Here is a 25352-nt window from a genome sequence, read left to right on the forward strand (position 1 = left end):
AAATCATTATAAATGTTTATAAATGCGCAGCCCCTGCGAGTTACTTTTTTAAAGAGCCGCGGAAGCTGCGCTTTATATTAATATCAGCTGAAGGAGGAGAGCCTATGAACATCAGCAAATTTACGCAGAAATCCGTACAGGCTGTTCAGGATCTGGAGAAGGTTGCTTACGAATACGGCAATCAGGAAATCGAACAGGAACATCTGTTATATACCCTCCTGACACAGGAAGACAGTCTGATTCTCAAGCTTATTGAGAAAATGGAAATAAATAAAGATTATTTTATTGATATTGTAAAGAAAGCTCTGGATGCCAAGGTAAAGGTATCCGGCGGAGAACTTAGATTCGGACAGTATCTGAATAAGGCTTTGGTAAACGCAGAAGACGAAGCTAAGGCAATGGGAGATGAATACGTATCCGTAGAGCATCTTTTCCTGGCCCTGCTGAAATATCCAAGCCCTAGTATGAAGAAAATCTGGAGCGAATTTGGCATTACCAAAGAGCGTTTCCTGCAGGCACTTTCCACAGTACGTGGAAATCAGCGTGTAGTAAGCGACAATCCGGAAGCCACTTATGATACTTTAAATAAATATGGCGAAGATCTTGTGGAAAAGGCAAGAAGCCAGAAGCTGGATCCGGTCATTGGACGTGACAGTGAGATCCGGAATGTGATCCGTATTCTTTCCCGTAAGACCAAGAACAACCCGGTTCTCATCGGTGAACCTGGTGTTGGTAAAACAGCTGCTGTGGAAGGTCTTGCACAGCGAATTGTAGCAGGAGATGTTCCGGAAGCATTGAAGGAGAAGAAAATTTTTGCCCTGGATATGGGTGCACTGGTAGCAGGTGCCAAATACCGTGGTGAATTTGAGGAACGTCTGAAAGCAGTTCTGGAAGAGGTAAAAAAGAGCGAAGGTCAGATCATCCTGTTTATTGATGAGCTTCACCTGATCGTTGGTGCAGGTAAAACAGATGGTGCAATGGATGCCAGCAATATGCTGAAGCCAATGCTTGCCCGTGGTGAGCTTCACTGCATCGGCGCTACTACATTGGATGAATACCGTCAGTATATTGAGAAAGATGCCGCCCTGGAACGTCGTTTCCAGCCGGTTATGGTAGATGAGCCAACTGTGGAGGATACTATTTCTATCCTTCGTGGTCTGAGAGAACGTTACGAAGTATTCCATGGTGTTAAAATCACAGACAGTGCACTTGTTGCAGCTGCAACACTTTCACATCGTTATATTACAGACCGTTTTCTTCCGGATAAGGCAATTGACCTGGTAGATGAGGCCTGTGCCCTGATCAAGACAGAGCTGGATTCCATGCCGACTGAGCTGGATGAACAACGCCGTAAAATTGATCAGATGAAAATGGAAGAGTTGTCTCTGAAGAAGGAGACCGATAATTTAAGTAAAGAGCGTCTGGAAGAACTTCAGAAGGAACTTGCGGAAATGCAGGATTCCTTTAACACCCAGAAGGCTCAGTGGGAGAACGAGAAACATTCTGTAGAGAAGCTTCAGAAGCTTCGTGAACAGATTGAGGATATGAACAAACAGATTCAGATCGCAAGACAGAACTATGATTTGGAGAAAGCTTCCGAACTGCAGTATGGCGAGCTGCCGAAATTACAGCAGCAGCTGGAAATCGAAGAACGCAATACAAAAGAGAGTGACAGAAGCCTTGTCCATGAAGTAGTAACAGACGATGAAATCGCAAGGATCATTTCCCGCTGGACCGGCATTCCGGTAGCCAGACTGACAGAAGGTGAGCGCGCGAAACTGCTTCATCTGGAGGATGAGCTTCATAAACGTGTCATCGGTCAGGATGAAGGTGTACGCCGTGTAACCGATGCCATCCTTCGCTCCAAAGCAGGAATCAAAGATCCGACCAAACCAATCGGTTCTTTCCTGTTCCTTGGACCAACCGGTGTTGGTAAAACAGAGCTTGCCAAAACCCTTGCACAGACTCTTTTCGATGATGAGCAGAATATGGTTCGAATCGATATGAGTGAGTACATGGAGAAATACTCTGTATCCAGACTGATCGGAGCGCCTCCGGGATATGTTGGATACGAGGAAGGCGGACAGCTTACAGAGGCTGTTCGTCGGAAACCGTACAGCGTTGTACTCTTCGATGAGATTGAGAAGGCACATCCGGATGTATTTAATGTACTTCTGCAGGTACTGGATGATGGTCGTATTACCGATTCCCAGGGACGTACTGTAGACTTCAAGAATACAATCCTGATCATGACCTCCAATATCGGATCTCCTTATCTGCTGGATGGTATTGATGAAAATGGTGAGATCAAGGAGGAAGCCCAGAAAGAGGTTATGGATGATCTGCGCGGACATTTCCGTCCAGAATTCCTGAACCGTCTGGATGAGATCATTCTGTTTAAGCCATTGACAAAAGATAATATTGGTAGTATCGTTGACCTGATGGTAAAAGAGCTGAATGACCGGCTTGCCGACCAGGAGCTTTCCCTTGAACTGACAGATGCAGCCAAGAAGGATGTCATTGACAATGGTTACGATCCTGTCTACGGTGCAAGACCTCTGAAGCGTTATCTTCAGAAATATGTAGAGACACTGACTGCCAGGAAGATCCTTTCAGGTGAAGTCCATACCGGCGATACACTGGTACTGGATGTGGAGAATGGAGAGTATGTGGTTAAAGTGAAGTAAAGGAAAAGAAAAGGAGTCCAAGTCTTATGATACCAAAAGATCCTATGATTTTGCTTAGTTATGTAAATACCCAGCTTCGGGATTATTACGATTCTCTGGAAGCACTGTGCACCTGCCGCGGACTGAACAGGGAATCTCTGTTGGATAAGATGGATTCCATCGACTACCACTACGACGAAGAGACAAACCAGTTTATTTGAAATCACAATATTCAATAATTTAATACCGCTTGTCAAAGCTGTGAAAACCGCTTGGCAGGCGGTATTTTTTGTAACAGGAAATTCCTGTTACGCATTACATAAAAAGCCTGCCGGGCAGGATTGCACTGCGGCGGAAGGGGTGTTGTCGCTCCAGGCGACCCGCCGTAAATGGAGAATCCTGCAAGCAGGATTCTTTTTATCATGAAAACTCCGGACAACAGATACTGTGGTCATATACATAATAATTAGTCGACAAAATAAATACATATTTTCAATTCAATAAAATTAAGCTATAAATCTAAAAAAAATATAAACTGCACAAAAAACACTTGCGTTTCTTGTGAAAAAGTGTAAACTATAAAATTAGTCGGCTAACTAATATAAGAAAGCTGAACAGGAACCTGAAACTGTGATACACACTCTAAAGCCTGTATTCCAGTTTCAGACAGCAAGTGAGGTGAGAATTTGGAAAATGACAATGAGAAAAGCATTCAACGTCTGATTATGGAAATCAGCCGCATGTATGTGGAAAAATGCTTTGGTAAATTAAAAGGTCTGGGAATCCATCCAAGACAAATGCCGATTCTGGCTGTTCTGTGGAAAGAAGACGGATGCAGCCAGAAAGAACTGGCCAGCCAGTTAGGCGTGAAGCCGCCTACTGTTACCGTAAGTATCCAACGCCTAGAAAAAATCGGTATTATAGTTCGAAAACAGGATGAAAAAGATCAACGCATAAGCCGGATTTATCTTACAGAAGAAGGAAAAGCAATAATTAATGAAGGTATGCGAATGGTAAAGGAAGGAGAAAAACAGGTTCTGACCGGATTTTCCGAAAGTGAGTTATGTCTGATGAAACGATTCTGCATACAGATCAAGGAAAATATTGAGGCAATGCCAGCACCAGAATTTTCACCGGAAGAAATGTGCATGGGACATTTTTGCCATAATAAAAAGTAGCACAGGAAACTGAAAAACAAAGCAAAAGGCAGAAAAGCCTGGATGTTTTGAAAAAATGTAGAAAGGACAACCCAAGCATGATTAAATTAATGAAGTATCTGAAAAAATCAGCAGGCTATATCGTCCTGATCATTGGACTGCTGTTTTTGCAGGCATACTGTGATCTGTCCTTGCCGGATTATACCTCCAAGGTAATTAACGTAGGTATCCAGCAGGGGGGAATACCAGATGGTGTTCCGGAAAAAATGCGTCAGAGCACAATGGAAAATCTGCAGATTTTTATGGACGAAGACACACAGAAAGAAGTTCAGGACTCTTATGTCCTGGATGGAGACACATATGAACTGAAAGATGGCATTACAGGGGATAAACGTGAGGAATTAAACGATCTTCTGTGCAAACCTCTGATGATGTACACCTCTTTTACCTCTGGCAGTGAAGAGAGCCAGAAAATGCTTTCCCAGATGCAGGTACCGGAAGGAACGGACCCAATGCAGGTTTTGTCAGCAATGCCGGAGGATGCAAAAAAACAGATGCTGGAGGCTGCAGATGAGAAGCTTTCCGACATGCCGGAATCTATTCTTACACAGGCCGCTGTCAGTGGTGTGAAAGCAGAATACGAAGCTATGGGCGAGGATCTGGATGCAATTCAGATGAATTACATCCGGACATCCGGAATCCAGATGGTCCTGATGGCGCTGGTGATCATGCTGGCCGCTGTAAGTGTTACTTTCCTTTCAGCAAGAGTGGCAGCAGCCCTTGGACATGATCTGCGAGATAATGTATACCGCAAGGCATTCATTTCTCCAGCAACGAATATCATAAATTTTCCACTGCATCCCTGATCACGCGAAGTACCAACGATGTGCAGCAGGTGCAGCAGGTTATGACCATGATGTTCAGAATCGTTCTGTATGCGCCCATCCTTGGCATCGGAGGCGTGCTCAAGGTTCTCCAGACCGATTCCTCCATGACCTGGATCCTTGGAGCCGCAGTAGCTATCATTCTGATTGTTATTTTTGTACTGTTCCAGATTGCAATGCCGAAATTCACCAGGCTGCAGACTCTCATTGACCGTCTGAACCTGGTAACCAGGGAAATCCTTACCGGAATCCCGGTTATCCGCGCGTTCAGCCGTGAGAAGCATGAGGAAGAGCGTTTTGAAAAAGCAAATATGGATCTGACAAAGACAAACCTGTTTGTAAACCGCTGTATGACATTTATGATGCCGATCATGATGCTGATCATGAACGGTGTATCTGTAGCGATTATCTATTTCGGTGCACATGGCGTTGACAATGGAACTATGCAGGTAGGAAATATGATGGCATTTATCCAGTACGCAATGCAGATTATTATGTCCTTCCTGATGATCACAGCAATCTCCATTATGCTCCCAAGGGCAAACGTGGCAGCCGGCCGAATCTGTGAGGTCCTGGAAATGGAGCCATCTGTAAATGATCCGGAGGAACCGGTAATGCCAGATAAGCAGGAAAAAGGAACGGTCGAATTTGACCATGTAAGCTTCGCTTATCCGGAAGCAGGGGAAAATGTCATCAACGATATTACCTTTAAGGCAGAAAAAGGCCAGACTGTTGCTATCATCGGAAGTACCGGAAGCGGTAAGAGTACACTGGTCAACCTGATCCCCAGATTTTATGATGCAACGAAGGGCTGTGTAAAAGTAGATGGTGTGGATGTACGAAATATGACACAGCATGAGCTTCGTGACCGTCTGGGCTATGTACCTCAGAAGGGAGTCCTGTTCTCTGGAACCATCGATTCCAACATTCGTTACGGTAAGCCGGATATGCCAGAGGAAGATGTAAAACTGGCAGCTCAGATTGCCCAGTCCGATGACTTTATTGAAGCGAAACCGGAAGGCTACAAAGCACCTATTTCCCAGGGAGGAAATAATGTATCCGGTGGCCAGAAGCAGCGTCTTTCCATTGCAAGAGCGATTGCCAAAAAGCCGGAAATCCTGATCTTTGACGACAGCTTTTCCGCACTTGATTTCAAGACTGACAGCAAGCTTCGCAAGGCTCTGAAGGAAAAGACAAAGGATATTACCACGATTATCGTAGCACAGCGAATCAGCACTATCCTGAATGCAGATCAGATCATTGTGCTGGATGACGGAAATATGGCAGGCATCGGCACCCACAAGGAATTGATGAAGAACTGCGAGGTTTACCGCCAGATCGCCATGTCACAGCTTTCAGAGGAGGAATTAGCATGAGTGAAAACAAAGCCAGAGGCCCTATGATGGGTGGTCATCGGAGCCGTGCAATGAACTCCGGGGAAAAGGCAAAAGACTTTAAAGGAGCAATGAAACGACTTTTGAAATACATGGAACGCTACAAATTCCGTTTCGTTCTCATGTTTCTGTTTGCAATTGCAGGAACCATTTTTAACATTGTAGGACCAAAGATCCTTGGAAAGGCAACAACAGAGCTTTTTAACGGTCTGGTAGCCAAGGTAAACGGCACCGGAAGCATTGATTTTGAAAAAATCGGCTATATTTTGTTATGGACATTAGGACTGTATCTGGCAAGTGCCTGCTTCTCCTTTATCCAGGGTTATGTGATGACCGGAATTTCCAACGATGTCACCTACAATTTACGTAAAGATATTTCAAAGAAATTCAGCCGCCTCCCAATGAACTACTATGAGAGCCGGACAAACGGAGAAATCCTTTCCCGCGTAACGAACGATGTGGATACCCTTCAGATGAGCCTGAACCAGAGTATTACCCAGCTGATCACATCAGTTACCACCCTGATCGGTGTATTTGTGATGATGCTGTCCATCAATGTGTGGATGACCCTGGCTGCCCTTCTGATCCTTCCGATGTCTATGCTTATCATCAATTTCGTTATGAAGCACTCCCAGAAATATTTCCAGGCACAGCAGAAGTATCTGGGGGAGGTAAATGGCCAGATTGAAGAGAACTACGGCGGACACAATGTAGTGAAGGTATTTAATAAAGAAGAAGACGTAGTTGCAGAATTTGAAAAAGACAACCAGAAGCTTTACGAATCAGCATGGAAATCCCAGTTTTTCTCCGGAATCATGATGCCGGTCATGCAGTTTGTTGGAAACCTTGGATATGTTATGGTAGCCCTTCTTGGAGGATGGTTCACGATCAAGGGTTCTATTGAAGTAGGTGATATTCAGTCCTTCTTCCAGTATATCCGTAACTTTACCCAGCCCATCCAGCAGATCGCACAGGTAACCAACCTGCTTCAGTCCTCAGCAGCCGCTTCCGAGCGTGTGTTTGAGTTCTTGGATGAGGAGGAAGAGGAGACCACCAAAGAGAATGCTGTTTCTATTGACGGGCTCAGCGGAAATGTAGAATTTGATCATGTAAGCTTCGGTTACAATCCGGAAAAGATCATTGTCCACGATTTTTCGGCAAAGGTCAAAGATGGTCAGAAAATTGCGATTGTAGGGCCTACCGGTGCAGGAAAAACTACCATGGTTAAGCTGCTTATGCGTTTCTATGATGTAAACAGTGGTTCTATTAAGGTAGATGGCCATGATGTAAAAGATTTCAACAGAAGCGAGCTTCATGAAATGTTTGGAATGGTGCTTCAGGATACCTGGCTGTTTTCCGGAACCATTATGGAAAACATCCGCTATGGACGGCTGGATGCTACCGATGAGGAAGTGATCGCAGCAGCAAAGGCTGCTCATATCCACAACTTTATCATGCAGCAGCCGGGAGGCTATAACATGGTTCTGGATGAGGAGACCAGCAATGTTTCCCAGGGCCAGAAGCAGCTCCTGACAATTGCAAGAGCCATTCTTGCAGACAATAAGATCCTGATCCTGGATGAGGCTACCTCCTCCGTTGATACCAGAACCGAGGTACAGATCCAGAAAGCTATGGATAACCTGATGAAAGGCAGAACCAGCTTTGTCATCGCTCACAGACTTTCCACCATTAGGGACGCAGATCTGATCCTGGTTATGAAGGATGGCGACATTATCGAGCAGGGCAGCCATGAAGAGCTGCTTGCAAAGAAAGGCTTCTACGCAGATCTTTACAACAGCCAGTTTGATAAGACGCAGACTGCATAAAAGTAAGTGAAACAGATAAAAAAATACAGCAGCTTTTTCGGAAAATATACGGAAAAACTGCTGTTTTTTTTGTCTTCAGAGAGAAAAAATCCAGGGATTTGCTGTCTGTACTTTTACCCGCAGATAATGTATAATGGAGCAAAGTTTCTGCCGAAAAGGAAGGCAGGGACAAAGTCATGACAACGAAAAAACTCATTTATTGCCGCAGCCCTAGGTGTCTTTTTACAAGACTGGTAGAAAGGGCTGCAGCGCGAATGTTAAAGGAGTATACCCCCAATGACAATTGATAATAAAGACGGAGCAGCTTTTCTTGCATACGTTACAGATAAATTAGAAACCAGAATCGCCCATATCAGCCAGTCCATTCTGGAAGGACAGAAGGATATCGAAGGAATGCATGAGTATTACTGGGAGAACTATACGGAGATGGACCAGTATGGCTACGAAAATTTCGATAACCAGCAGGCGCTTCTTCACCAGATCAACGCCAACGAGCAGCAGATCCATCTGCGAAAAAGATTTCGTAAAATGCTGGATTCCCCTTTCTTTGGAAGAGTGGATTTCGTATTTGAAGGGGATGAGGAGCCGGAGATTTTTTATATTGGAATCGGAAATTTCGCAGAAGAGGCAGGGCATACGCCGCTGATCTATGACTGGCGTGCTCCTGTCAGCGGGCTTTTCTACGACTATGATAAAGGTCCGGCGTCTTACCAGGCACCGCTGGGAACCATCTGCGGTGAAATTGCTTCTAAGTGGCAGTACAAGATTCGAAATGGCCGTATGATTTACCAGTTTGAAAGTGATGTGAAGATTGATGACGAGATTCTTATGGCAGAGCTTGGCAGCGGAGGCAGCACTGCGCTGAAAAATATTGTCCGCACCATCCAGAAGGAGCAGAATGCCATCATCCGAAACACCAGGGATAAGATCATGGTAATCCAGGGCGCAGCCGGAAGCGGTAAGACCTCCATTGCCTTGCACAGGATTGCCTATCTTTTGTATCACGACCGCAAGAATCTGAAATCCTCCAATATCCTGATCCTGTCTCCCAACAGCATCTTTTCTGATTATATTTCCCATATACTTCCAGAACTGGGAGAGGAAAATATTAAAGAAATGAGCTTTGATCTTTTTGCCTACAGACAGCTAAAAGATACGGTATCTGACTGTGAAGACCGTTATGACCAGATTGAGCGCAGCCTGAATTTCCCGGATATGCCTTCCTTATATAAGGAAAAACAGTCCAGGGAATTTTTGAATCGGATGGAGGGGTATCTCACCTCCTTAGAAGATGAGCTGATGGATTTTCGTGATGTGGAATATAAGAACTTTACGAAAAAAGAAGAGGAGATCATTGATCTTTTTTATTTTAAATTCCAGGATATCCCTCTGTTATCACGTATGGAGGCAGTTGCAGAGAATTTCATTGATGAGGTAGAGACGCTTCGGGACAATGATATGGATGAGGAAGAACGTGCCATTGTAATGGAGAAATTCATGAATATGTATGAGACTCAGGATCTCTATGTGATCTACAGCCGTTTTCTGGAAAGCTGCGGCTATCCGGGACTTCCCCATGTACAGCTTCAGGAGCGAAAGCTCGGTACGAGGACGTCTATCCGGTGCTTTACATGAAGTACCGCCTTCTTCGCCAGACCAGTCACAATGGTATCAAGCACCTGGTAGTAGACGAAATGCAGGATTATTCAAGGCTTCAGTATCTGATCCTTAAAATGATGTTTCCCTGCCGTATGACCATCCTGGGGGACAAAGCCCAGACTATGGAAGATGAGGCTCAGGATGTCCTTGGGTTTTACGAAATTTCGGAAAAGAGATCCGCAGGATCGTCATGAACAAAAGCTACCGAAACACTGTGGAGATTGCTTCTTATGCGAATCAGCTTGCAGGGATTACAGATATGGATCTGTTTGATCGTCATGGCCAGCCAGTGGAAGAATTATTTTTTAAAGGGAAAAAACAGCAGGCAATGGAAGTGGCTCTGGATGAGCTTGTGAATAAGCTTCAGCTGGGAGCAGAACAGTTTGAGACAGCTGCGTTGATCCTTCGCACGGAATCTGAGGCAAAAGATGCCGCCCGCATTCTGAAAGAAAAACTGGAAAATACAGGGTTTGATGTGGAAAATCGTTTCTCGTACCTGCATCGTGACAGTACCAGCTTTTGCAAAGGCCTTACAGTTACTACGTTTTATCTTGCAAAAGGTCTGGAATTTGACCAGGTATTTTCCCTGTTCCCTGCAGCAGATCAGAGCCCGATTGCAAAACAGGGACGTTATATTGCAGCTACCAGAGCGCTTCATAAATTGCATATGTACGAATACGGAAAATAAATATTACAAAAGTATGACAAACAGAGCGTAAAATAAAAAAAGAAATTCAGGTTGTCGGAACATGCTGTCAAATGCAATGTACATTTTGCAGACAGGATTTTACCAACACTCTTTGAAAAAATGTATAAAGTTCGTCACAAAAGTTTATAATATTTTCAATTTAGAGTTACTGTTCACTGGTAATATTCCGCGAGGTGTTTTTTGTGAACAAAGTTCACAGAAAACCCGAGAGTTGCGGCGCGAAATCATGCAAAGCATGATTTCTGTGCATCGCGAAGCGTGTTACTGTGAACGGAGTGAACAGTAACAATTTAGATTCTGCAGTGGGAAATCCATTGACAGGATTGTAATAAAATTGTAAAATACAGCTCGGGAGATTTTTATAAACGAGAAATATTTTCGTTTTGTTAATGAAATAGAAGAATGTAGATTTACAAAATTTACTTATGAAAAGAAATAAGGAGGATACTATGAAGAACAAAAAGATTTTAGCATCTTAACGATATCAGCAATTGTTTCTGCAGCTGCTACAGGCTGCAGTTTTGGCGGAGACGAGCCGGAAGAACAGGTAGTGGTAACTGAGACACCTGCTCCGGAAGCAACCGCTACACCTACTCCGGAGCCAACCATCGCGCCAGACGTACAGGACAGCACCTATACATCAAGCAATGGGGCTGTCTCCATTAAGCTTCCAGATGCTACCTGGTCCAATAAGGCGGATGAGGCAGATATGCTCAGCTTCGAATCCCTGGAGCAGGGTAAGATCCTGATCCTTCATGGACAGGGAGAAGAGGACATGTCTTCTGCTATGCTTCCGGATACGCAGGATCTGGCTGTGGCATTAGAGCAGGCTTCTGACCTTGCAGAAGGTACTGACTTTGAGATCCAGGATTATACCGCCAGTGATGTGGAGGGAGTAGGCGTTTATTCTTACACTGTGAAGTACACAGATGCTTCCAAGAGCGGCGGATATGTTTATGCGATCCATAAAATTTATAAGAGCTCTGATGAGTATTACAATATCTGCGGATCTGTTGTGGATGAGGCTTCTTATGCAGGAGTTAAGGCTGCAATTGATTCCTTCGGAATTGCAGGAGAGTCTTCTTTGAAAGCTGCTGCACCGGTACAGTCTTCTGACAGTGCAGACGGAAGCACTGAGGGAAGTACAGATGGTTCCACTGACGGAACACAGAGTGCAGGTACTGATTCTGCGTCCTCAGGTGATGGAAGCAGTGATGGAACAATCACAAACTCCGGCGGATTTACCCAGGAGCAGCTTACAGACACCAACCAGACCAGAACTATTTACCGTAACTCCGATGGCCATCCCCTTGTAATTACTCCGGATGGAAATGGAAACTGGGTTGACTTTGATGGAAATACCTATCGTTTTGTAAATAATGAGGACGTTTACGATCAAAATGATGTGGATTATTACTGGCATGGAGAAGGTGCAGACGTATATTATATGCCTGTAGAGTAATAACAGAAAAAGCAGAATGTTGACTTACACGGACACAGCTACCCGGGATGGATGGCTGTGTCCGTGACAGTTGGAGGGAATATGGATAATTTTCAGGCTTATGGCGAATTTGCCAGAGTATATGATATGTTCCAGGACAATGTGGACTACCAGACCTGGGGCAAATGGCTGAAGCAGCAGCTTGCAGCGCAGGGAATCACAGACGGACTTGTGCTGGATCTTGGCTGCGGTACGGGAACCATGACTGAGATACTGGCAGAGGCTGGCTATGACATGATCGGAGTGGATAATTCCGGGGAAATGCTGGCAGAGGCCATGGAGAAACGGGTAGAGTCCGGGCATGACATCCTGTATCTTCTTCAGGATATGCAGGAGTTTGAACTTTATGGAACCGTACGGGCTGTGGTAAGCGTGTGTGACAGTCTGAATTACATAACAGAGGAAGAGGAGCTGGAGCATGTGTTTGCCCTGGTAAATAATTATCTGGATCCTCAGGGGATTTTTCTGTTTGATATGAATACGGTTTATAAGTATCAGACTATGATCGGGAATACTACGATTGCTGAGAACCGGGATGAGGGAAGCTTTATCTGGGAGAACAGTTATGATGAGGAGACCGGGATTAATACGTATGAGCTGGCTCTGTTTCTTCCAAGAGAAGACGGACTTTATGAGAAGGATGAGGAGGTTCACTATCAGAGAGCCTATTCTTTGGAGAAGATCAAGGAACTTATTGGAAAAGCGGGAATGGAGCTTCTGGCAGTGTATGATGCTTATACACTGGAGCCACCGAAGGAAGATAGCGGAAGGCTTACCTTTGTAGTAAGGGAACATGGTAAATGATAATATAATAATAAGATAAATAGCTATAGGATTACGATTAACATTATAACAGTATAGATTGGAGAATACACATGAATGATTATATCATCCGCGCGACTGCAGCTAACGACCAGATCCGTGCATTTGCGGCAGTGACCACTGAGATGGTGGAGACTGCAAGAGAGCACCATAATACAAGTCCGGTGGCTACGGCAGCGCTTGGAAGACTTCTGACTGCAGGAGCATGATGGGCTCCATGATGAAGGGGGAAAAAGATGTTCTTACCCTTCAGATTAAGGCCGGCGGTCCACTTCAGGGAATTACGGTAACTGCCGATTCCCAGGGAAATGTAAAGGGCTATGTAGGAAATCCAGATGTCTGCATTCCAGCAAATTCCAAAGGGAAGCTGGACGTTGCAGGAGCAGTTGGTCCTGGATTCCTGACTGTGATTAAAGATATGGGGCTAAAAGAGCCTTACAGCGGACAGGTTATGCTTCAGACCTGTGAGATTGCAGAAGACCTGACCTATTATTTTGCAACAAGTGAGCAGGTACCGTCCGCAGTTGGACTTGGAGTCCTGATGAATAAGAATAATACAGTACGCCAGGCAGGTGGGTTTATTGTACAGCTGATGCCATTTGCAGAGGAAGAAGTGATTTCCAGGTTAGAGCAGAACGTACAGAAGATCAACTCTGTCACCAACCTGTTAGAGGAAGGACATACCCCGGAGAGTCTGCTGGAGAAAGTGTTGGAAGGCTTTGACATGCAGATTAACGAGAAGATGGACACCCGCTTCCACTGCAACTGCTCCAAGGAGCGAGTAGCGAAAGCGTTGATCAGCATCGGCAGAAAAGAATTAAACGAAATGATCCAGGAAGGCAAGCCAATCGAGATGAACTGCCATTTCTGTAATACCAACTACAATTTTACAGTAGAAGAGCTGAAAGAAATTCTAAGAAGATGCAAATAAGCTGAATTGAGACAGAATCACTATTTTCCGTCGTAGACGCACATCTTGCAGAAAGCCTTTTTCAAACATGCTCTAAGGCGTGGAAATGGTTAGATAAGAGAGGATTAGGATATGAATCAGGGATTTATTAAAGTAGCGGCAGGAACGCCGCAGGTTACAGTTGCTGATTGTAAGGCCAATACCAGGGCAATTCTGGAAGTAATCCGTGAAATGGAGACACAGCATGCCAAGCTGATGGTGTTGCCGGAGCTTTGCATCACAGGCTATACCTGCCAGGATCTTTTCCTTCAGAGAAGACTGCTGGACAGTGCCTGGGAGAGCCTTCTGACTATTGCAGAGGAGACTGCGGATGTGGATGCGCTGATCTTTGTGGGACTTCCTATGCGGATGAACGGCAAGCTCTACAATGTGGCAGCAGTATTGAACCACGGAAATATTCTTGGATTTGTACCTAAGACTCACATTCCAAACTATAATGAATTCTATGAGCAGAGACACTTTGCTTCCGGGGCGGATGTGTGGACAGATGTGACAGTTGGGGAGGAAAGCGTACCTTTTGCCAGCAATCTGATTTTCTCATGTGAAGGACTGCCGGAGCTGACAGTTGGCGCGGAGATCTGCGAGGATCTGTGGGTTCCACTTCCGCCTAGTGTAAATCTGGCACAGGGCGGTGCCCATATTATCGTCAATCTTTCAGCCAGTGATGAGATGGTTGGCAAGGATTCCTACCGCCGTGATCTGGTGAAGGGTCAGTCTGCCAGACTGGTGTGCGGCTATATTTACGCCACAGCAGGAGAGGGTGAATCCTCCCAGGATCTGGTATTTGGCGGACAGAACCTGATCGCAGAGAATGGCACCATGCTGGCAGAGGCGAAGCGCTTCCAGAACACTGTGATCTACGGAGAAATTGATGTGCAGAGACTGGCAGATGAGAGAAGACGACTTTCCACCTATCCGGCATCTGATGATGCTGACTGCCAGATCGTACCTTTTGATGTGGAAGTGGAAGAGACCTCTCTTACCAGGAAGTTTGCCCCCTATCCTTTCGTACCTTCTGTAAAAGAAGAGCGTGATATGCGCTGCGAGGAGATTCTGAACATTCAGGCTATGGGACTTAAGAAGCGAATGAGCCACATCCACTGCCAAAAGGCAATGGTCGGACTTTCCGGGGGACTTGATTCTACACTGGCATTGCTTGTAATTGCACGTACTTTCCAGCTGATGGGACTGCCATCTGAGAATATCCGCTGCATTACCATGCCATGCTTTGGTACCACAGACAGAACTTACCAGAATGCCTGCAAATTAAGCCGGTGCCTTGGTGCTTCTCTGACGGAGGTCAATATTAAAGAGGCGGTAAATATCCATTTCCGTGATATCGGTCACGATGATTCCGTTCATGATGTAACCTATGAGAACTGTCAGGCCAGAGAGCGTACGCAGATTCTTATGGATATGGCAAACCAGGAGGGAGCACTTCTTGTGGGAACCGGTGACCTTTCCGAGCTTGCTCTTGGATGGGCAACCTATAATGGAGACCATATGTCCATGTATGGTGTAAATGCCTCTGTTCCCAAAACGCTTGTAAGACATCTTGTCCGCTATTATGCAGATACCTGCGGAGAGAAAGAGCTGGAAGAAGTTCTTCTGGATATTCTGGATACTCCGGTAAGTCCGGAGCTTCTGCCGCCTAAGGACGGCAAGATCGCGCAGAAAACAGAAGATTTGGTTGGTCCTTATGAACTTCATGATTTTTATCTGTATTATATGCTTCGTGCAGGCTTTGAACCGGATAAGATCTATCGCATTGCCTGCCGTACCTTTGAGGGTACCTATGACAAGGCTACGATTCTGAAATGGCTGAAAATCTTCTACCGCAGATTTTTTGCCCAGCAGTTCAAACGCTCCTGTCTTCCTGACGGCCCGAAGGTAGGTAGTGTGGCGCTGTCTCCAAGAGGTGACCTGCGTATGCCAAGTGATGCAAGCGCAGCGGTATGGATGGAAGCTCTGGAGAAGCTTGAAGTATAAAACGATTGTGCGGTATGCTTTCCATGTATTTTACAGCTGTATTTCGCGGAGCATGCAGCTGTAAAGGTGGGAAATAATTAGGTTTGTTTATTGCTCTGCCGGCGGAGAACTTACATGGTTCTCCGCCTTTTTTAATGCATCTTCAATGGCAGAAATAAGCAGCTGTGACGTATATTTCCTGTCTGTGGAATATTTCAGGTCGTCCAGGGACTGGCTGTCAACAATCTGGCTGGCCAGTGACTCCAGAGAAGGCTTTACCAGCGGAAACATGGCAGTGGTGCTTTCACTTAAATTTACCAGCTCAATAGACTGGATATTGTTTTGATCTACTGTAACCTCCACGTCAAAAGTATTTTTATTCAAAGTAAGGGAACTGCGGTAAATGCCAGGCGTATAAAGCCCCTCTCCGGCAGCAGAAGTAGTCTGGCTTTTTCCAGGCCCGAACATAAAGTAGATCAGGATTCCCAGAAGAACAGCAAGAATCAGAAAGGCAATGGTATATACCACTTCCTTCATATGTAACACGATGATCCTGGTTTTCGAACTCATGGACTGCGCCTCCTGTATCGCATTGATAATGAAAAAAATAATCCTGGCCGCAAAAACCAGGCTTTAATCTTCTTATTCTATCCTATTATCAAAGCATGGAAAATATGATAGAATATAAAACAGAATGATTTTTTATCAGATACAGGCTTTTTTTATTCCATACAATTGGCAGAAGGAGGAAAAAACGTGTCCCTACAATTCATCATCGGCAGCTCCGGTATTGGCAAGACGCATTATGCATGTGAACAGATCATCCGGGAATCTATGGAAAATCCACAGCACCTGTACTATATTATCGTCCCGGAACAGTTCACCATGCAGACACAGAAAAACGTAGTCGAAATGCACCCCGGAAAGGGAATCCTGAATATCGATGTGCTCAGCTTTCAGCGCCTTGCCTATCGTATTTTCGAGGAGACAGGCGGTGCCATGGAAGTGCTTCTGGATGACACTGGAAAAAGTATGGTTCTTCAGAAGCTGGTGCAGCAGCATCGAAAAAATCTGCCCTATCTTGGCAGCCAGATGAACAAACCGGGCTATCTGGACGAAGTGAAATCTCTGATTTCAGAATTTATGCAGTATGATATCCGGGAAGAAGAACTGCAGGACATGCTGGGAAAAACAGGGGAGGACTCTCTTCTTCATATGAAAATGCAGGATGTGGGTGTCCTTTATCAGGCCTTTCTTCAGTATCTGGAAGGTCATTATATGACCGGCGAAGGCGTGATGGACGCTTTGAAAAAAGCCATTCCTTTTTCTGATAAACTGAAAAAATCCGTACTCCTTCTGGATGGCTTCACCGGTTTTACTCCGGTGCAGATGAACGTGATCCGGGAACTTTTAAATGTCTGCGATAAGGTTCTGGTAACTGTTACCATGGATGCCGGAGAAAATCCTTTACAGATGGGAAAACCACATCAGTTGTTCTATATGAGCAGGAAAATGATCCACACCTTGTCCGATCTGACCAGCAATTTGGATGATCCCATTCTTCTGAAAGATGAGAGAAAGGGCCGCTTTGGAAATTTCACCTCTCTTGACTTTCTGGAGAAGCATCTTTTCCGCTACAGAAGATCTGTCTATGAGAAGAAACAGGAAGAAATCTGCATATTTGCAGCAGAATCCCCTGTAAAAGAACTGGAAGAGACAGCCAGGAGAATACGCCGTCTGGTCCGTGAAAAAAATCTGAAATACGGAGAAATCGCTGTGATTACCGGAAATCTGGAGGCGTACAAAAGTATTGCATCTCAGGTATTCGAGGAATCCCGGATCCCTTACTTCCTGGATGAGAAGCACACCATTCTGATGAACCCATTTATAGAATATATTCGTGCTGCTCTTGAAATGGTTACAAAGGGTTTTTCCTACGAAAGTGTTTTCCGGTATCTGCGCTGTGATATGTCAGGCCTTGCAAGGGACCAGGTGGATATGCTGGAGAATTATGTGCTTGCCCTTGGAATTCGCGGTTACAAAAAGTGGTCCGAGAAGTGGGTGAGAGTTTACCGGACCATGGATCCGGAGGATATTCAAGTCCTGAACGAATACCGGGAAATATTTGTGAGGGAGGCTGAGATCCTGGCTCAGGGATTTCCAGTGGAAAGAGAAAAGTATGTGAATATTGTTATAGTTTATATCAGTTTATCGAAAGCTGTGAAATACAGAAAAAACTAAAGAAACAGGAGCTTTTCTTTAAAGAAAAAGGAGAAAAAGCTCTGGAAAAAGAATACGCCCAGATATACGGAATTGTTATGGAACTTCTTGACCGCATGGTAGAGATCCTTGGAGAGGAAGAAATTACAAGAACGGAATTTGTCCAGCTTCTGGAAACTGGTTTTGCCAAGTCAAAGGTTGCGCTGATCCCGCCCAGTATGGATCAGGTCCTTGTTGGAGATATGGAAAGAACCCGTCTGAAAGAAATAAAGGCATTGTTTTTTGTAGGTGTAAACGAGGGGAATATTCCGAAAAATACAGACTCTGGCGGAATTTTGACCCAGATGGACAGAGAATTCTTTGCAGATGAGGGAATGGAGCTTGCACCAGGTCCGAAAGAGCTGATGAACACCCAGCGCTTTTATCTGTATCTGAATCTGACAAAGCCAAGTGAGCATTTGTGCCTTTCCTACAGTTTATCAAATGGAAAAGGAGAACCTATAAGTCCTGCATATCTGATCCACAGTATACAGGCTCTATATCCCGGACTGGAGGTGAAAAATGCAGGTGATGAGGAATTCAGCCTGAACGCCATGGAGCTTCCGGGAACCAGTCTGGAATGCTTCCTGAAAGGTCTTGGAGAGGGCGCTGTGGGACAGGGAAGTCCTTTGTACAGCGAGCTTTACAGCTGGTATCTTAGAAGTCCTAAATATAGGACTTTAGCCAGGAAGCTGGTGGAGGCTTCCAGAACCAGAAAGCCTGCCGATATTATCAGCGAAAGTGTGGCAAAGGTTCTCTATGGAGAGGTGTCGCCCTACAGTGCCACCAGGCTGGAGCGTTATTCTGCCTGTGCTTTTGCCCATTTCCTCCAGTATGGTCTCAAACTTACGGAGCGTGCAGAGTATGAATTCCGCGCCATGGATATGGGAAATATTATGCACAAGGTGCTGGAGTCTCTGATAAAGGAAGTGAACAAAGAAAAGCTTTCTCTGGCAGAGCTTTCTGAGGAAGAGCGGGATGCGCTGGCAGACCGCCTGGTAGATGAAATAAGTGCAGATTATGGCAATACCATTCTAAAAAGCAGTGCACGCAATGAATATATGATTCAGCGCACCAAGCGAATGGTACGAAGAACTGTGTGGGCAATTCAGAAACAGCTGAAATCCGGGGAATTTGAGCCGGAAGGTGTGGAAGTTGTTTTTCAGGGCGGTCGGATCGATCGCGTGGATACTATGGAGACAGATGATGGGAAGCTGTATGTCCGGGTCATTGATTATAAGACCGGGAATACTTCTTTTGATCTGGTTTCTTTGTATCATGGTCTGCAGCTGCAGCTGATGATCTACATGGACGGTGCCCTTACCGTAGAGCAAAACAAGCATAAGGATAAAGATGTGATTCCTGCAGGGGTATTTTATTACAATATCAAGGATCCTATGATTCAGGAAAAAATAGATGCAGATATAGAGACTGTCCAGGAAAAAGTGCTGAAGGAACTAAAGATGAACGGACTGGTTCTGAAAGATAAAGAACTGGTACAAAAAATGGACAGTTCCCTTGTGTCAATTCCCGTATCCTTTAACAAAGACGGAAGCTTCCGGAAAAATTCTTCTGTAGCCTCAAAAGAGCAGTTTGATATTTTAAACCGTTATGTAAAAACAAAGATTTCTCATATCAGACAGTCCATTATGACCGGAGATGCCCAGGTTTCTCCATATATGCTGGGAAAGAAAAATGCCTGTACCTACTGTCCTTACAGCGGCGTATGCGGTTTTGACATGGACATTCCAGGCTATGAATTCCGCAGGCTGAAAAACTTTACAGATGAAGAGCTGTGGGATGCTTTTGTGAAGGAGGTGGATGAATAATGGCAGTGAACTGGACGAAAGAGCAGGAGCAGGTTATTAATTTAAGAAACCGGAATATTCTGGTAAGTGCAGCAGCTGGTTCCGGAAAGACTGCGGTGCTTGTGCAGCGAATTCTAAAAAAGGTGATGGATCCGGAGCATCCTGTTGACATTGACAGGCTGCTGATCATGACGTTCACAAGAGCAGCAGCAGGGGAAATGCGGGAACGAATTGCAAATGCCCTGGAGGATGCTCTCTGTGAGAATCCGGACAATGAGCATCTGCAGCGCCAGACTACCTTGATCCATACGGCGCAGATCACCACGATAGATGGCTTCTGTGCTTATGTGATCCGCAATTATTTCCATCTTATTGGTCTGGATCCTGGTTATCGGACAGGAGAAGAGGGAGAATTGAAGCTTCTGAAAGAGGACGTGATGAAGGAGCTTCTGGAGAACTATTACATAAAAGATGACAAAAAGTTTAAGTATTTTATCGAATGCTACGCATCAGGCAAAACAGATGATGGAATCAAAGAACTGATTTATTCTCTGTATAATGCTGCCATGAGCAATCCATATCCGGATACCTGGCTGGAAGAATGCATAGATAGTTATAGAAATACGGATTTAGAGTCTGTAAAATCATCAGAATGGATGAATTTGTTATGGAAAAACATTACGGAGGATCTTTGCCAGGCAAAGGAACTGATTACCCAGGCAAGAAGCTTTTGCAATGCGCCAGGAGGACCATACCTGTATGATGAAGCACTGCAAAGTGATCTCATCCTCATTCGTGCAGCAGAAGAGAAAGCCGCCGCCGGTGATTTTGACGGAGCAGGAGAGCTTCTTGGCAAACCGGCTTTTGCCGCTCTTTCCAGAAAGAAACCAAAAGATCCTGTAGATGATACGCTGAAAGAGCAGGTAAAATCTCTTCGGGAAAATGCAAAGGATATTTTAAAGGATATTGGAACACGGTATTTTTCCGTAAAGGAGGAGGAACTTCCAGTGCTTCTGGAAACCTGCCGGGAGCCTGTAGAAATGCTGGTGGAGCTTACCAGGGAATTTATCCGTATGTATGGAGAGAAGAAGCGGGAAAAAAATATTCTGGACTTTACGGACATGGAGCATTTTGCGCTGGAAATCCTGATTCAAAGGGTTCATGCAGCGGAAGAAAATGGCGAAAACGACGGTAATTGGACTGGAGAGAGCAAGTATATTTATCACATGAGTCCGGCAGCACGTGAACTTTCCCTGAAATATGACGAGGTCATGGTGGATGAGTACCAGGACAGTAACCTGGTACAGGAAATGATCACTAACTGTGTTTCCGGCTGGGCAGATGGAAGAAAAAATATATTCATGGTAGGTGATGTGAAGCAGAGCATTTACCGGTTCCGCCTTGCCAGACCAGAGCTTTTTATGGAAAAGTATGAACAGTACAGTTTAACGGACAGTACGGAACAGCGAATCGATCTTCATAAAAATTTCCGCAGCCGGTCTCAGGTATTGGATAGTGCAAACTTTATTTTCCGTCAGATTATGGGAACAGATCTTGGTGGAATTGCCTACGATAAAGCCGCAGCTCTTTATCCTGGAGCTGTGTTTCCGGAAGGAAACAAGGAAAGCTTTCTTCCTGCAGAAGTTCTTCTGGTAGAAAAGGATTCTGAAGAACTGGAGGATCTGATGGAAGGAAAGGATGCCCGGGAACTGGAGGCTCTTGCTATTTCCCACAGAATTAAGGAAATTGTGGGAAAAGAGCTGGTACTTGATAAAGAAACCAAAGAATATCGTCCTGCGAAATACGGAGATATTGTAATCCTTCTTCGCACCGCCTCCGGCTGGTCAGAAACCTTTACAGAGGTGCTTTCTGCCCACGGAATTCCTGTGTATGCCGCTTCAAAGACGGGATATTTTTCCGCACTTGAGGTGGTTACGATTCTGAATTATCTGCAGGTCTGCGATAATCCTCTTCAGGATATTCCTTTGACGGGTGTGCTGAGGTCGCCGCTGGTGGGATGTACTACCCAGGAGCTTGCCGTTTTGCGGGAAGAACATCCGAAGGGGATGCTGTATGACAGCGTGTTGAATTTCCTGGAAGAATATGAGGGGCAGGAAAGAACTCTTTACCACAAATTACATGGTTTTATAGTCCTGCTGAATGAAATGCGTGATCTTGCGGTGTACACTCCTGTGCATGAGCTGATTCTTGAGATTCTCCGCAGAACCGGCTATGGTAATTATGCGAAAGCTCTGCCAAATGGTGCACAGCGGAGCGCCAACCTCGCTATGCTGGTGGAAAAGGCAATGGATTATGAGAAGACCAGTTACAGAGGCTTATTTAATTTTGTCCGATATATTGAACATTTGCAAAAATATGAAGTTGATTATGGCGAAGTAAATCTTTCTGGCGCAGGAGAAGGTTCCGTGGAAATCATGACGATCCACAAGAGCAAGGGACTCGAGTTTCCGATTGTAATCCTTGCCGGTATGGGAAAACAGTTCAATATGCAGGATCTGAACGCCAGACTTCTGATTCATCCGGATTACGGTCTTGGCGCTGACGCCATTTTGCCAGACCGGCGGATGATTGTGTCAACACTGTATAAGCAGGTGATCCGCCGTAAGCTTCTGGAAGAGACTCTGGGGGAGGAAATCCGAGTACTTTACGTTGCCCTGACGCGTGCCAAGGAGAAACTGATCATGACCGGAACAATAGGAAATCTGGAAAAAAGGCTGCTTTCTTTATACAGATTCCGCGAAAATGAACAGGAACTTCTTCCGGCAGAAACGAGACTGAATGGAAAAACTTACTGGGATTATGTGCTTCCTGCGCTTGCAAGGCACCGCTGCATGGATGAACTTTTTGAGGAGTTTGGATTGCTGCCATCCCATGATAATCTGCTTTATGATGATCCGGCAGAGTTTCAGGTGAAAAGGATCACAGCGCGGACTTTAACGGAGGCTGAAGTGGTGGAACAGGCTGTCGGGCAGATGGAAGACGATATTCTGGATAACTGGGATTGTGAGAAAATCGTGGATCCTGAAATCAAAGCGGAACTGGAAAAGCGTTTTGGATTTGTATATCCTTATGAATATCGTAAAGATATTCCGGTGAAGGTCAGCGTATCGGATCTGAAAAAGAAGAGTTACCATGAAGATACGGATATTGAAGAAGCTGTATATTTCGAACCGGACATTGTTCCGCTGGTTCCAAGATTTATTGAGGAAAAGAAGGAAACGGAAGAGGCGTTCACAGGTTCGGCAAGAGGTACTGCTTACCATCGTGTGATGGAATGTCTTGAGTACAATAAAACGGATAGTGCACAGCAGCTGAAAGAGCAGATCAACGCATTGGTTCAGAGCAAAAAAATGTCTGAGGCAGAAGCAGAATGTATCAGAATTTCAGATATTCAGTCTTTTGTGAATGGGGCACTGGGGCAGAGAATGAAAGTCGCTGCATTATCGGGGCTTCTTTTCAGGGAACAGCCTTTTGTCATTTCCAGAAGTGCTGCTGAAATAGATGAGGCATGGGATCCCAAGGAACGTGTGCTTGTGCAGGGAATCATAGACGCTTATTTTCTGGAAGGGGATGAGATCGTGCTGGTTGATTACAAGACGGATCGTGTGCGCAGAGGGGAAGAGCAGAAGCTGGTTGATCTGTATCACACCCAGCTGGAGGATTATGCTCAGGCACTTCATAGAATGACTGGGCGTAGGGTGAAAGAGAAGTATATTTATTCCTTTACGTTGAAAAAAGAGATATTGTTAGGATGATTGCTTGTGTTCGCAGAGGGTGCGTGGATGTGGCGTGCCTGATCTGAGAACTGTGCGAAGAACCCGGAAAATCTAAGAGAACAGGATTTTGCTAAAAGCGAAGACATGAGAGGCCAAACTCGCTCCTTCGGAGCTCAGACAGTGTCCTCTCATGTCTTCAACGCAAAATCCTGTCCTCTAAGATTTTCTCGGAACCTCCGCAAAGCCCTCAGACCAGGCACGCCACATCCACGCACGTCGCAGGCGGAAGGGAAAGCAAAAATTTGACAACCTTACACTCTCCACCCCGCTGGATACTTATTCTTCAATGTTCCATTTACAAGCTTTCCAAACCCAAGGGGATACCCCTCCACACAAAGCAAATGCCATCCTTTAGAATGAGCAGCCTCCTCAGGCTCAATCGTAAGAGTTTCCCCTTTCAGATACCGCTCCAGTCTTGGATCATCTACAGAAAGGGAAATCACAGCTTCAGCTTCATTTTTCCGGAAAGCCAGTGCAAGCGGCTGAGCCGGTTCAAACCGGTTTTTCTTCAGATCTCCCAGATAAAGTCCGTTCCGAATAAACGTAAGTCCTCTGAAATTACAGGAAACAGACGGCAGATAATAAACTTTATCTGCCCGGACCTCCACCCGGTTCCAGTCAAACTCCTGGCCATCTAAAGTTTTCAACCCGATTTCTCTGAAAAATTCTTCCATATACTTCCGGACATCTGCAGCCAGACGACTGGTCTTAGAAGTACCAGCGGAAGGTCCAGCCGTTCCCTCCTTTTGCAAGAGGGCTAGAAAATGCCCCTCCCCCTGCATCTTATGAGGAAAAATGCGCACACATTTTTTCAGTTGTGGATTCCCGTCTCCCCATTCAGGATTTCCGGTGGAAAAGCCCTCATAATCCTCCATGGAAATCAGAGACAGTTCCGGCCGTTCCCTGAGAAGCCAGGAAATGATCTGCTCATCCTCACAAGGTGCAAAGGTACAAGTAGAATAAAGCATCTGCCTCCCGGCTGCAGCATATCTGCCGCATTCAGACAAAGCTGTTTCTGAATTCTGGAAAGCTCCTCAGACTTCTCAGGAGTCCAGTCCCTGGCAAGAGCTTCCTCCTTACGGAACATCCCCTCCCCGGAACAAGGTGCATCCAGAATGATCTTATGGAAAAATTCTGGAAAATTTTTTACCATTTTTTCAGGTTTTTCATTGGCAACAAAAAGATTGGGAATCCCAAACAGTTCCAGGTTTCGAAGCAGTGCTCTTGCCCTGGTAGTGCTGATATCATTTGCAACCAGAAGTCCTTCACCCTTTAGGGCGGAACCAACTGCAGTTGCTTTTCCTCCAGGAGCTGCACACATATCCAGCACATATTCTCCTGGCTCCACCGAAATACGGGAAGCGGGGGTCATGGCACTTGGTTCCTGAAGATAATAAAGTCCGGCTTGATAAAGAGCACACCGGGATGGCCTTACATCCTCATTGTAAAAATAACCATTCGAAACCCATGGGATTTTTTTTACTTCAAAGGGCACAATCTGTTCAAACTCCTCACAGGAAATCTTTGCCGTGTTTACCCGGAGCCCATAAGTACGCGGCTGTTCATAAGCTGCCAGAAAAGGTTCAAAATCATCCCCAAGCATATCCTCCATCCGATGAAGAAAAGCCTGAGGCAGAGCTGATAATTTATCTGAATCCATAGAAAAATCTCCTTAGTACTGAAATAGAATTAGATATGAAAAAAATGTCTGCAAAAAATCTCACGCAAACTGTGAAACACATCTTGCAGAAAGCATTTTTTAAACATATTTTAGTATAGCGGAAGAAAAAGAACAAGTCAAACATAAGCAAAAGCAAAAGAATTATGAACCATTTATGATAATGTCCTAATATACCATAAAGGAAAATGTCCCAATGTAGTATAATGCTTCCATCAACAGATGGAGGTAACGATTATCAGAAAGGTAGAATT

Annotated in this window: 16 protein-coding genes and 2 pseudogenes; 15 read left to right on the forward strand and 3 right to left on the reverse strand. The window is 45.1% G+C overall.

Annotated elements, in window-relative coordinates:
• Positions 1 to 104: 104 nt before the first annotated feature.
• The 12 genes and pseudogenes from clpB to DW904_RS17045 all read left to right on the forward strand — a co-directional run bounded on the left by clpB (position 105) and on the right by DW904_RS17045 (position 15577).
• On the forward strand, positions 105 to 2687 hold the full coding sequence (gene clpB / locus DW904_RS17000) for an ATP-dependent chaperone ClpB (RefSeq protein ID WP_118582981.1): 2583 nt from the start codon (positions 105 to 107) through the stop codon (positions 2685 to 2687).
• Positions 2688 to 2713: 26 nt separating this feature from the next.
• Positions 2714 to 2887 carry a DUF4250 domain-containing protein gene (locus tag DW904_RS17005; RefSeq protein WP_118582984.1) on the forward strand — a complete coding sequence of 58 codons (174 nt, stop codon included), beginning with the start codon at positions 2714 to 2716 and terminating at the stop codon, positions 2885 to 2887.
• 465 nt (positions 2888 to 3352) lie between these two features.
• Positions 3353 to 3844, forward strand: a complete 492-nt coding sequence (locus tag DW904_RS17010) for a MarR family transcriptional regulator (protein ID WP_243110465.1) — start codon at positions 3353 to 3355, stop codon at positions 3842 to 3844.
• 77 nt (positions 3845 to 3921) lie between these two features.
• Positions 3922 to 6083: pseudogene (locus DW904_RS17015) on the forward strand (ABC transporter ATP-binding protein).
• Positions 6080 to 7927 carry an ABC transporter ATP-binding protein gene (locus DW904_RS17020; RefSeq protein ID WP_118582987.1) on the forward strand — a complete coding sequence of 616 codons (1848 nt, stop codon included), beginning with the start codon at positions 6080 to 6082 and terminating at the stop codon, positions 7925 to 7927. The pseudogene DW904_RS17015 and the gene DW904_RS17020 overlap by 4 nt, the downstream one beginning before the upstream one ends.
• A gap of 276 nt (positions 7928 to 8203) precedes the next feature.
• Positions 8204 to 9562 (forward strand): UvrD-helicase domain-containing protein, encoded by a 1359-nt coding sequence (locus tag DW904_RS17025; RefSeq protein ID WP_347562186.1) that lies wholly within the window; start codon positions 8204 to 8206, stop codon positions 9560 to 9562.
• The gene (locus DW904_RS25865) at positions 9559 to 9780 is read left to right on the forward strand and encodes a UvrD-helicase domain-containing protein (protein WP_347562190.1); all 222 of its coding nucleotides are present in this window, start codon (positions 9559 to 9561) and stop codon (positions 9778 to 9780) included. The genes DW904_RS17025 and DW904_RS25865 overlap by 4 nt, the downstream gene beginning before the upstream one ends.
• Complete coding sequence (locus tag DW904_RS25870; RefSeq protein ID WP_347562187.1) at positions 9777 to 10274, forward strand: hypothetical protein; 498 nt, start codon at positions 9777 to 9779, stop codon at positions 10272 to 10274. The genes DW904_RS25865 and DW904_RS25870 overlap by 4 nt, the downstream gene beginning before the upstream one ends.
• Before the next feature lie 571 nt (positions 10275 to 10845).
• Positions 10846 to 11757: a hypothetical protein gene (locus DW904_RS17030; RefSeq protein ID WP_243110466.1), complete on the forward strand. Its 912-nt coding sequence runs from the start codon at positions 10846 to 10848 to the stop codon at positions 11755 to 11757.
• A gap of 81 nt (positions 11758 to 11838) precedes the next feature.
• The gene (locus DW904_RS17035; RefSeq protein ID WP_118582993.1) at positions 11839 to 12600 is read left to right on the forward strand and encodes a class I SAM-dependent methyltransferase; all 762 of its coding nucleotides are present in this window, start codon (positions 11839 to 11841) and stop codon (positions 12598 to 12600) included.
• 71 nt (positions 12601 to 12671) lie between these two features.
• Positions 12672 to 13549 (forward strand): annotated as a pseudogene (gene hslO, locus DW904_RS17040) (Hsp33 family molecular chaperone HslO).
• Between the two features lie 111 nt (positions 13550 to 13660).
• On the forward strand, positions 13661 to 15577 hold the full coding sequence (locus DW904_RS17045; RefSeq protein ID WP_118582996.1) for an NAD(+) synthase: 1917 nt from the start codon (positions 13661 to 13663) through the stop codon (positions 15575 to 15577).
• An 87-nt stretch (positions 15578 to 15664) separates the two neighbouring features.
• Here DW904_RS17045 and DW904_RS17050 read toward each other — a convergent pair whose 3' ends face one another.
• Positions 15665 to 16126, reverse strand: coding sequence for a hypothetical protein (locus DW904_RS17050; RefSeq protein WP_118582999.1), 462 nt, complete (start codon positions 16124 to 16126; stop codon positions 15665 to 15667).
• A 186-nt stretch (positions 16127 to 16312) separates the two neighbouring features.
• Between DW904_RS17050 and DW904_RS24170 the strand changes: the two genes are divergently transcribed.
• The 3 genes from DW904_RS24170 (at position 16313) to addA (ending at position 23399) form a co-directional block, all read left to right on the forward strand.
• Positions 16313 to 17797 carry a 3'-5' exonuclease gene (locus DW904_RS24170; protein ID WP_243110467.1) on the forward strand — a complete coding sequence of 495 codons (1485 nt, stop codon included), beginning with the start codon at positions 16313 to 16315 and terminating at the stop codon, positions 17795 to 17797.
• 77 nt (positions 17798 to 17874) lie between these two features.
• Positions 17875 to 19644, forward strand: coding sequence for a PD-(D/E)XK nuclease family protein (locus DW904_RS24175; protein ID WP_243110468.1), 1770 nt, complete (start codon positions 17875 to 17877; stop codon positions 19642 to 19644).
• Positions 19644 to 23399, forward strand: coding sequence for a helicase-exonuclease AddAB subunit AddA (gene addA / locus DW904_RS17060; RefSeq protein ID WP_118583002.1), 3756 nt, complete (start codon positions 19644 to 19646; stop codon positions 23397 to 23399). The genes DW904_RS24175 and addA overlap by 1 nt, the downstream gene beginning before the upstream one ends.
• Before the next feature lie 272 nt (positions 23400 to 23671).
• On the opposite strand, the gene DW904_RS25875 is transcribed toward addA, so the two are convergent.
• Entirely contained in the window at positions 23672 to 24388 is a 717-nt protein-coding gene (locus tag DW904_RS25875) for an RsmF rRNA methyltransferase first C-terminal domain-containing protein (RefSeq protein WP_347562188.1), read from the reverse strand.
• Positions 24301 to 25080: an RsmB/NOP family class I SAM-dependent RNA methyltransferase gene (locus DW904_RS25880; RefSeq protein ID WP_347562189.1), complete on the reverse strand. Its 780-nt coding sequence runs from the start codon at positions 25078 to 25080 to the stop codon at positions 24301 to 24303. Before DW904_RS25880 ends, DW904_RS25875 begins: the two co-directional genes overlap by 88 nt.
• Positions 25081 to 25352: the final 272 nt, after the last annotated feature.

The organism is Ruminococcus sp. AM42-11 (assembly GCF_003480145.1).
GTDB lineage: Bacteria > Bacillota > Clostridia > Lachnospirales > Lachnospiraceae > Blautia_A > Blautia_A faecis.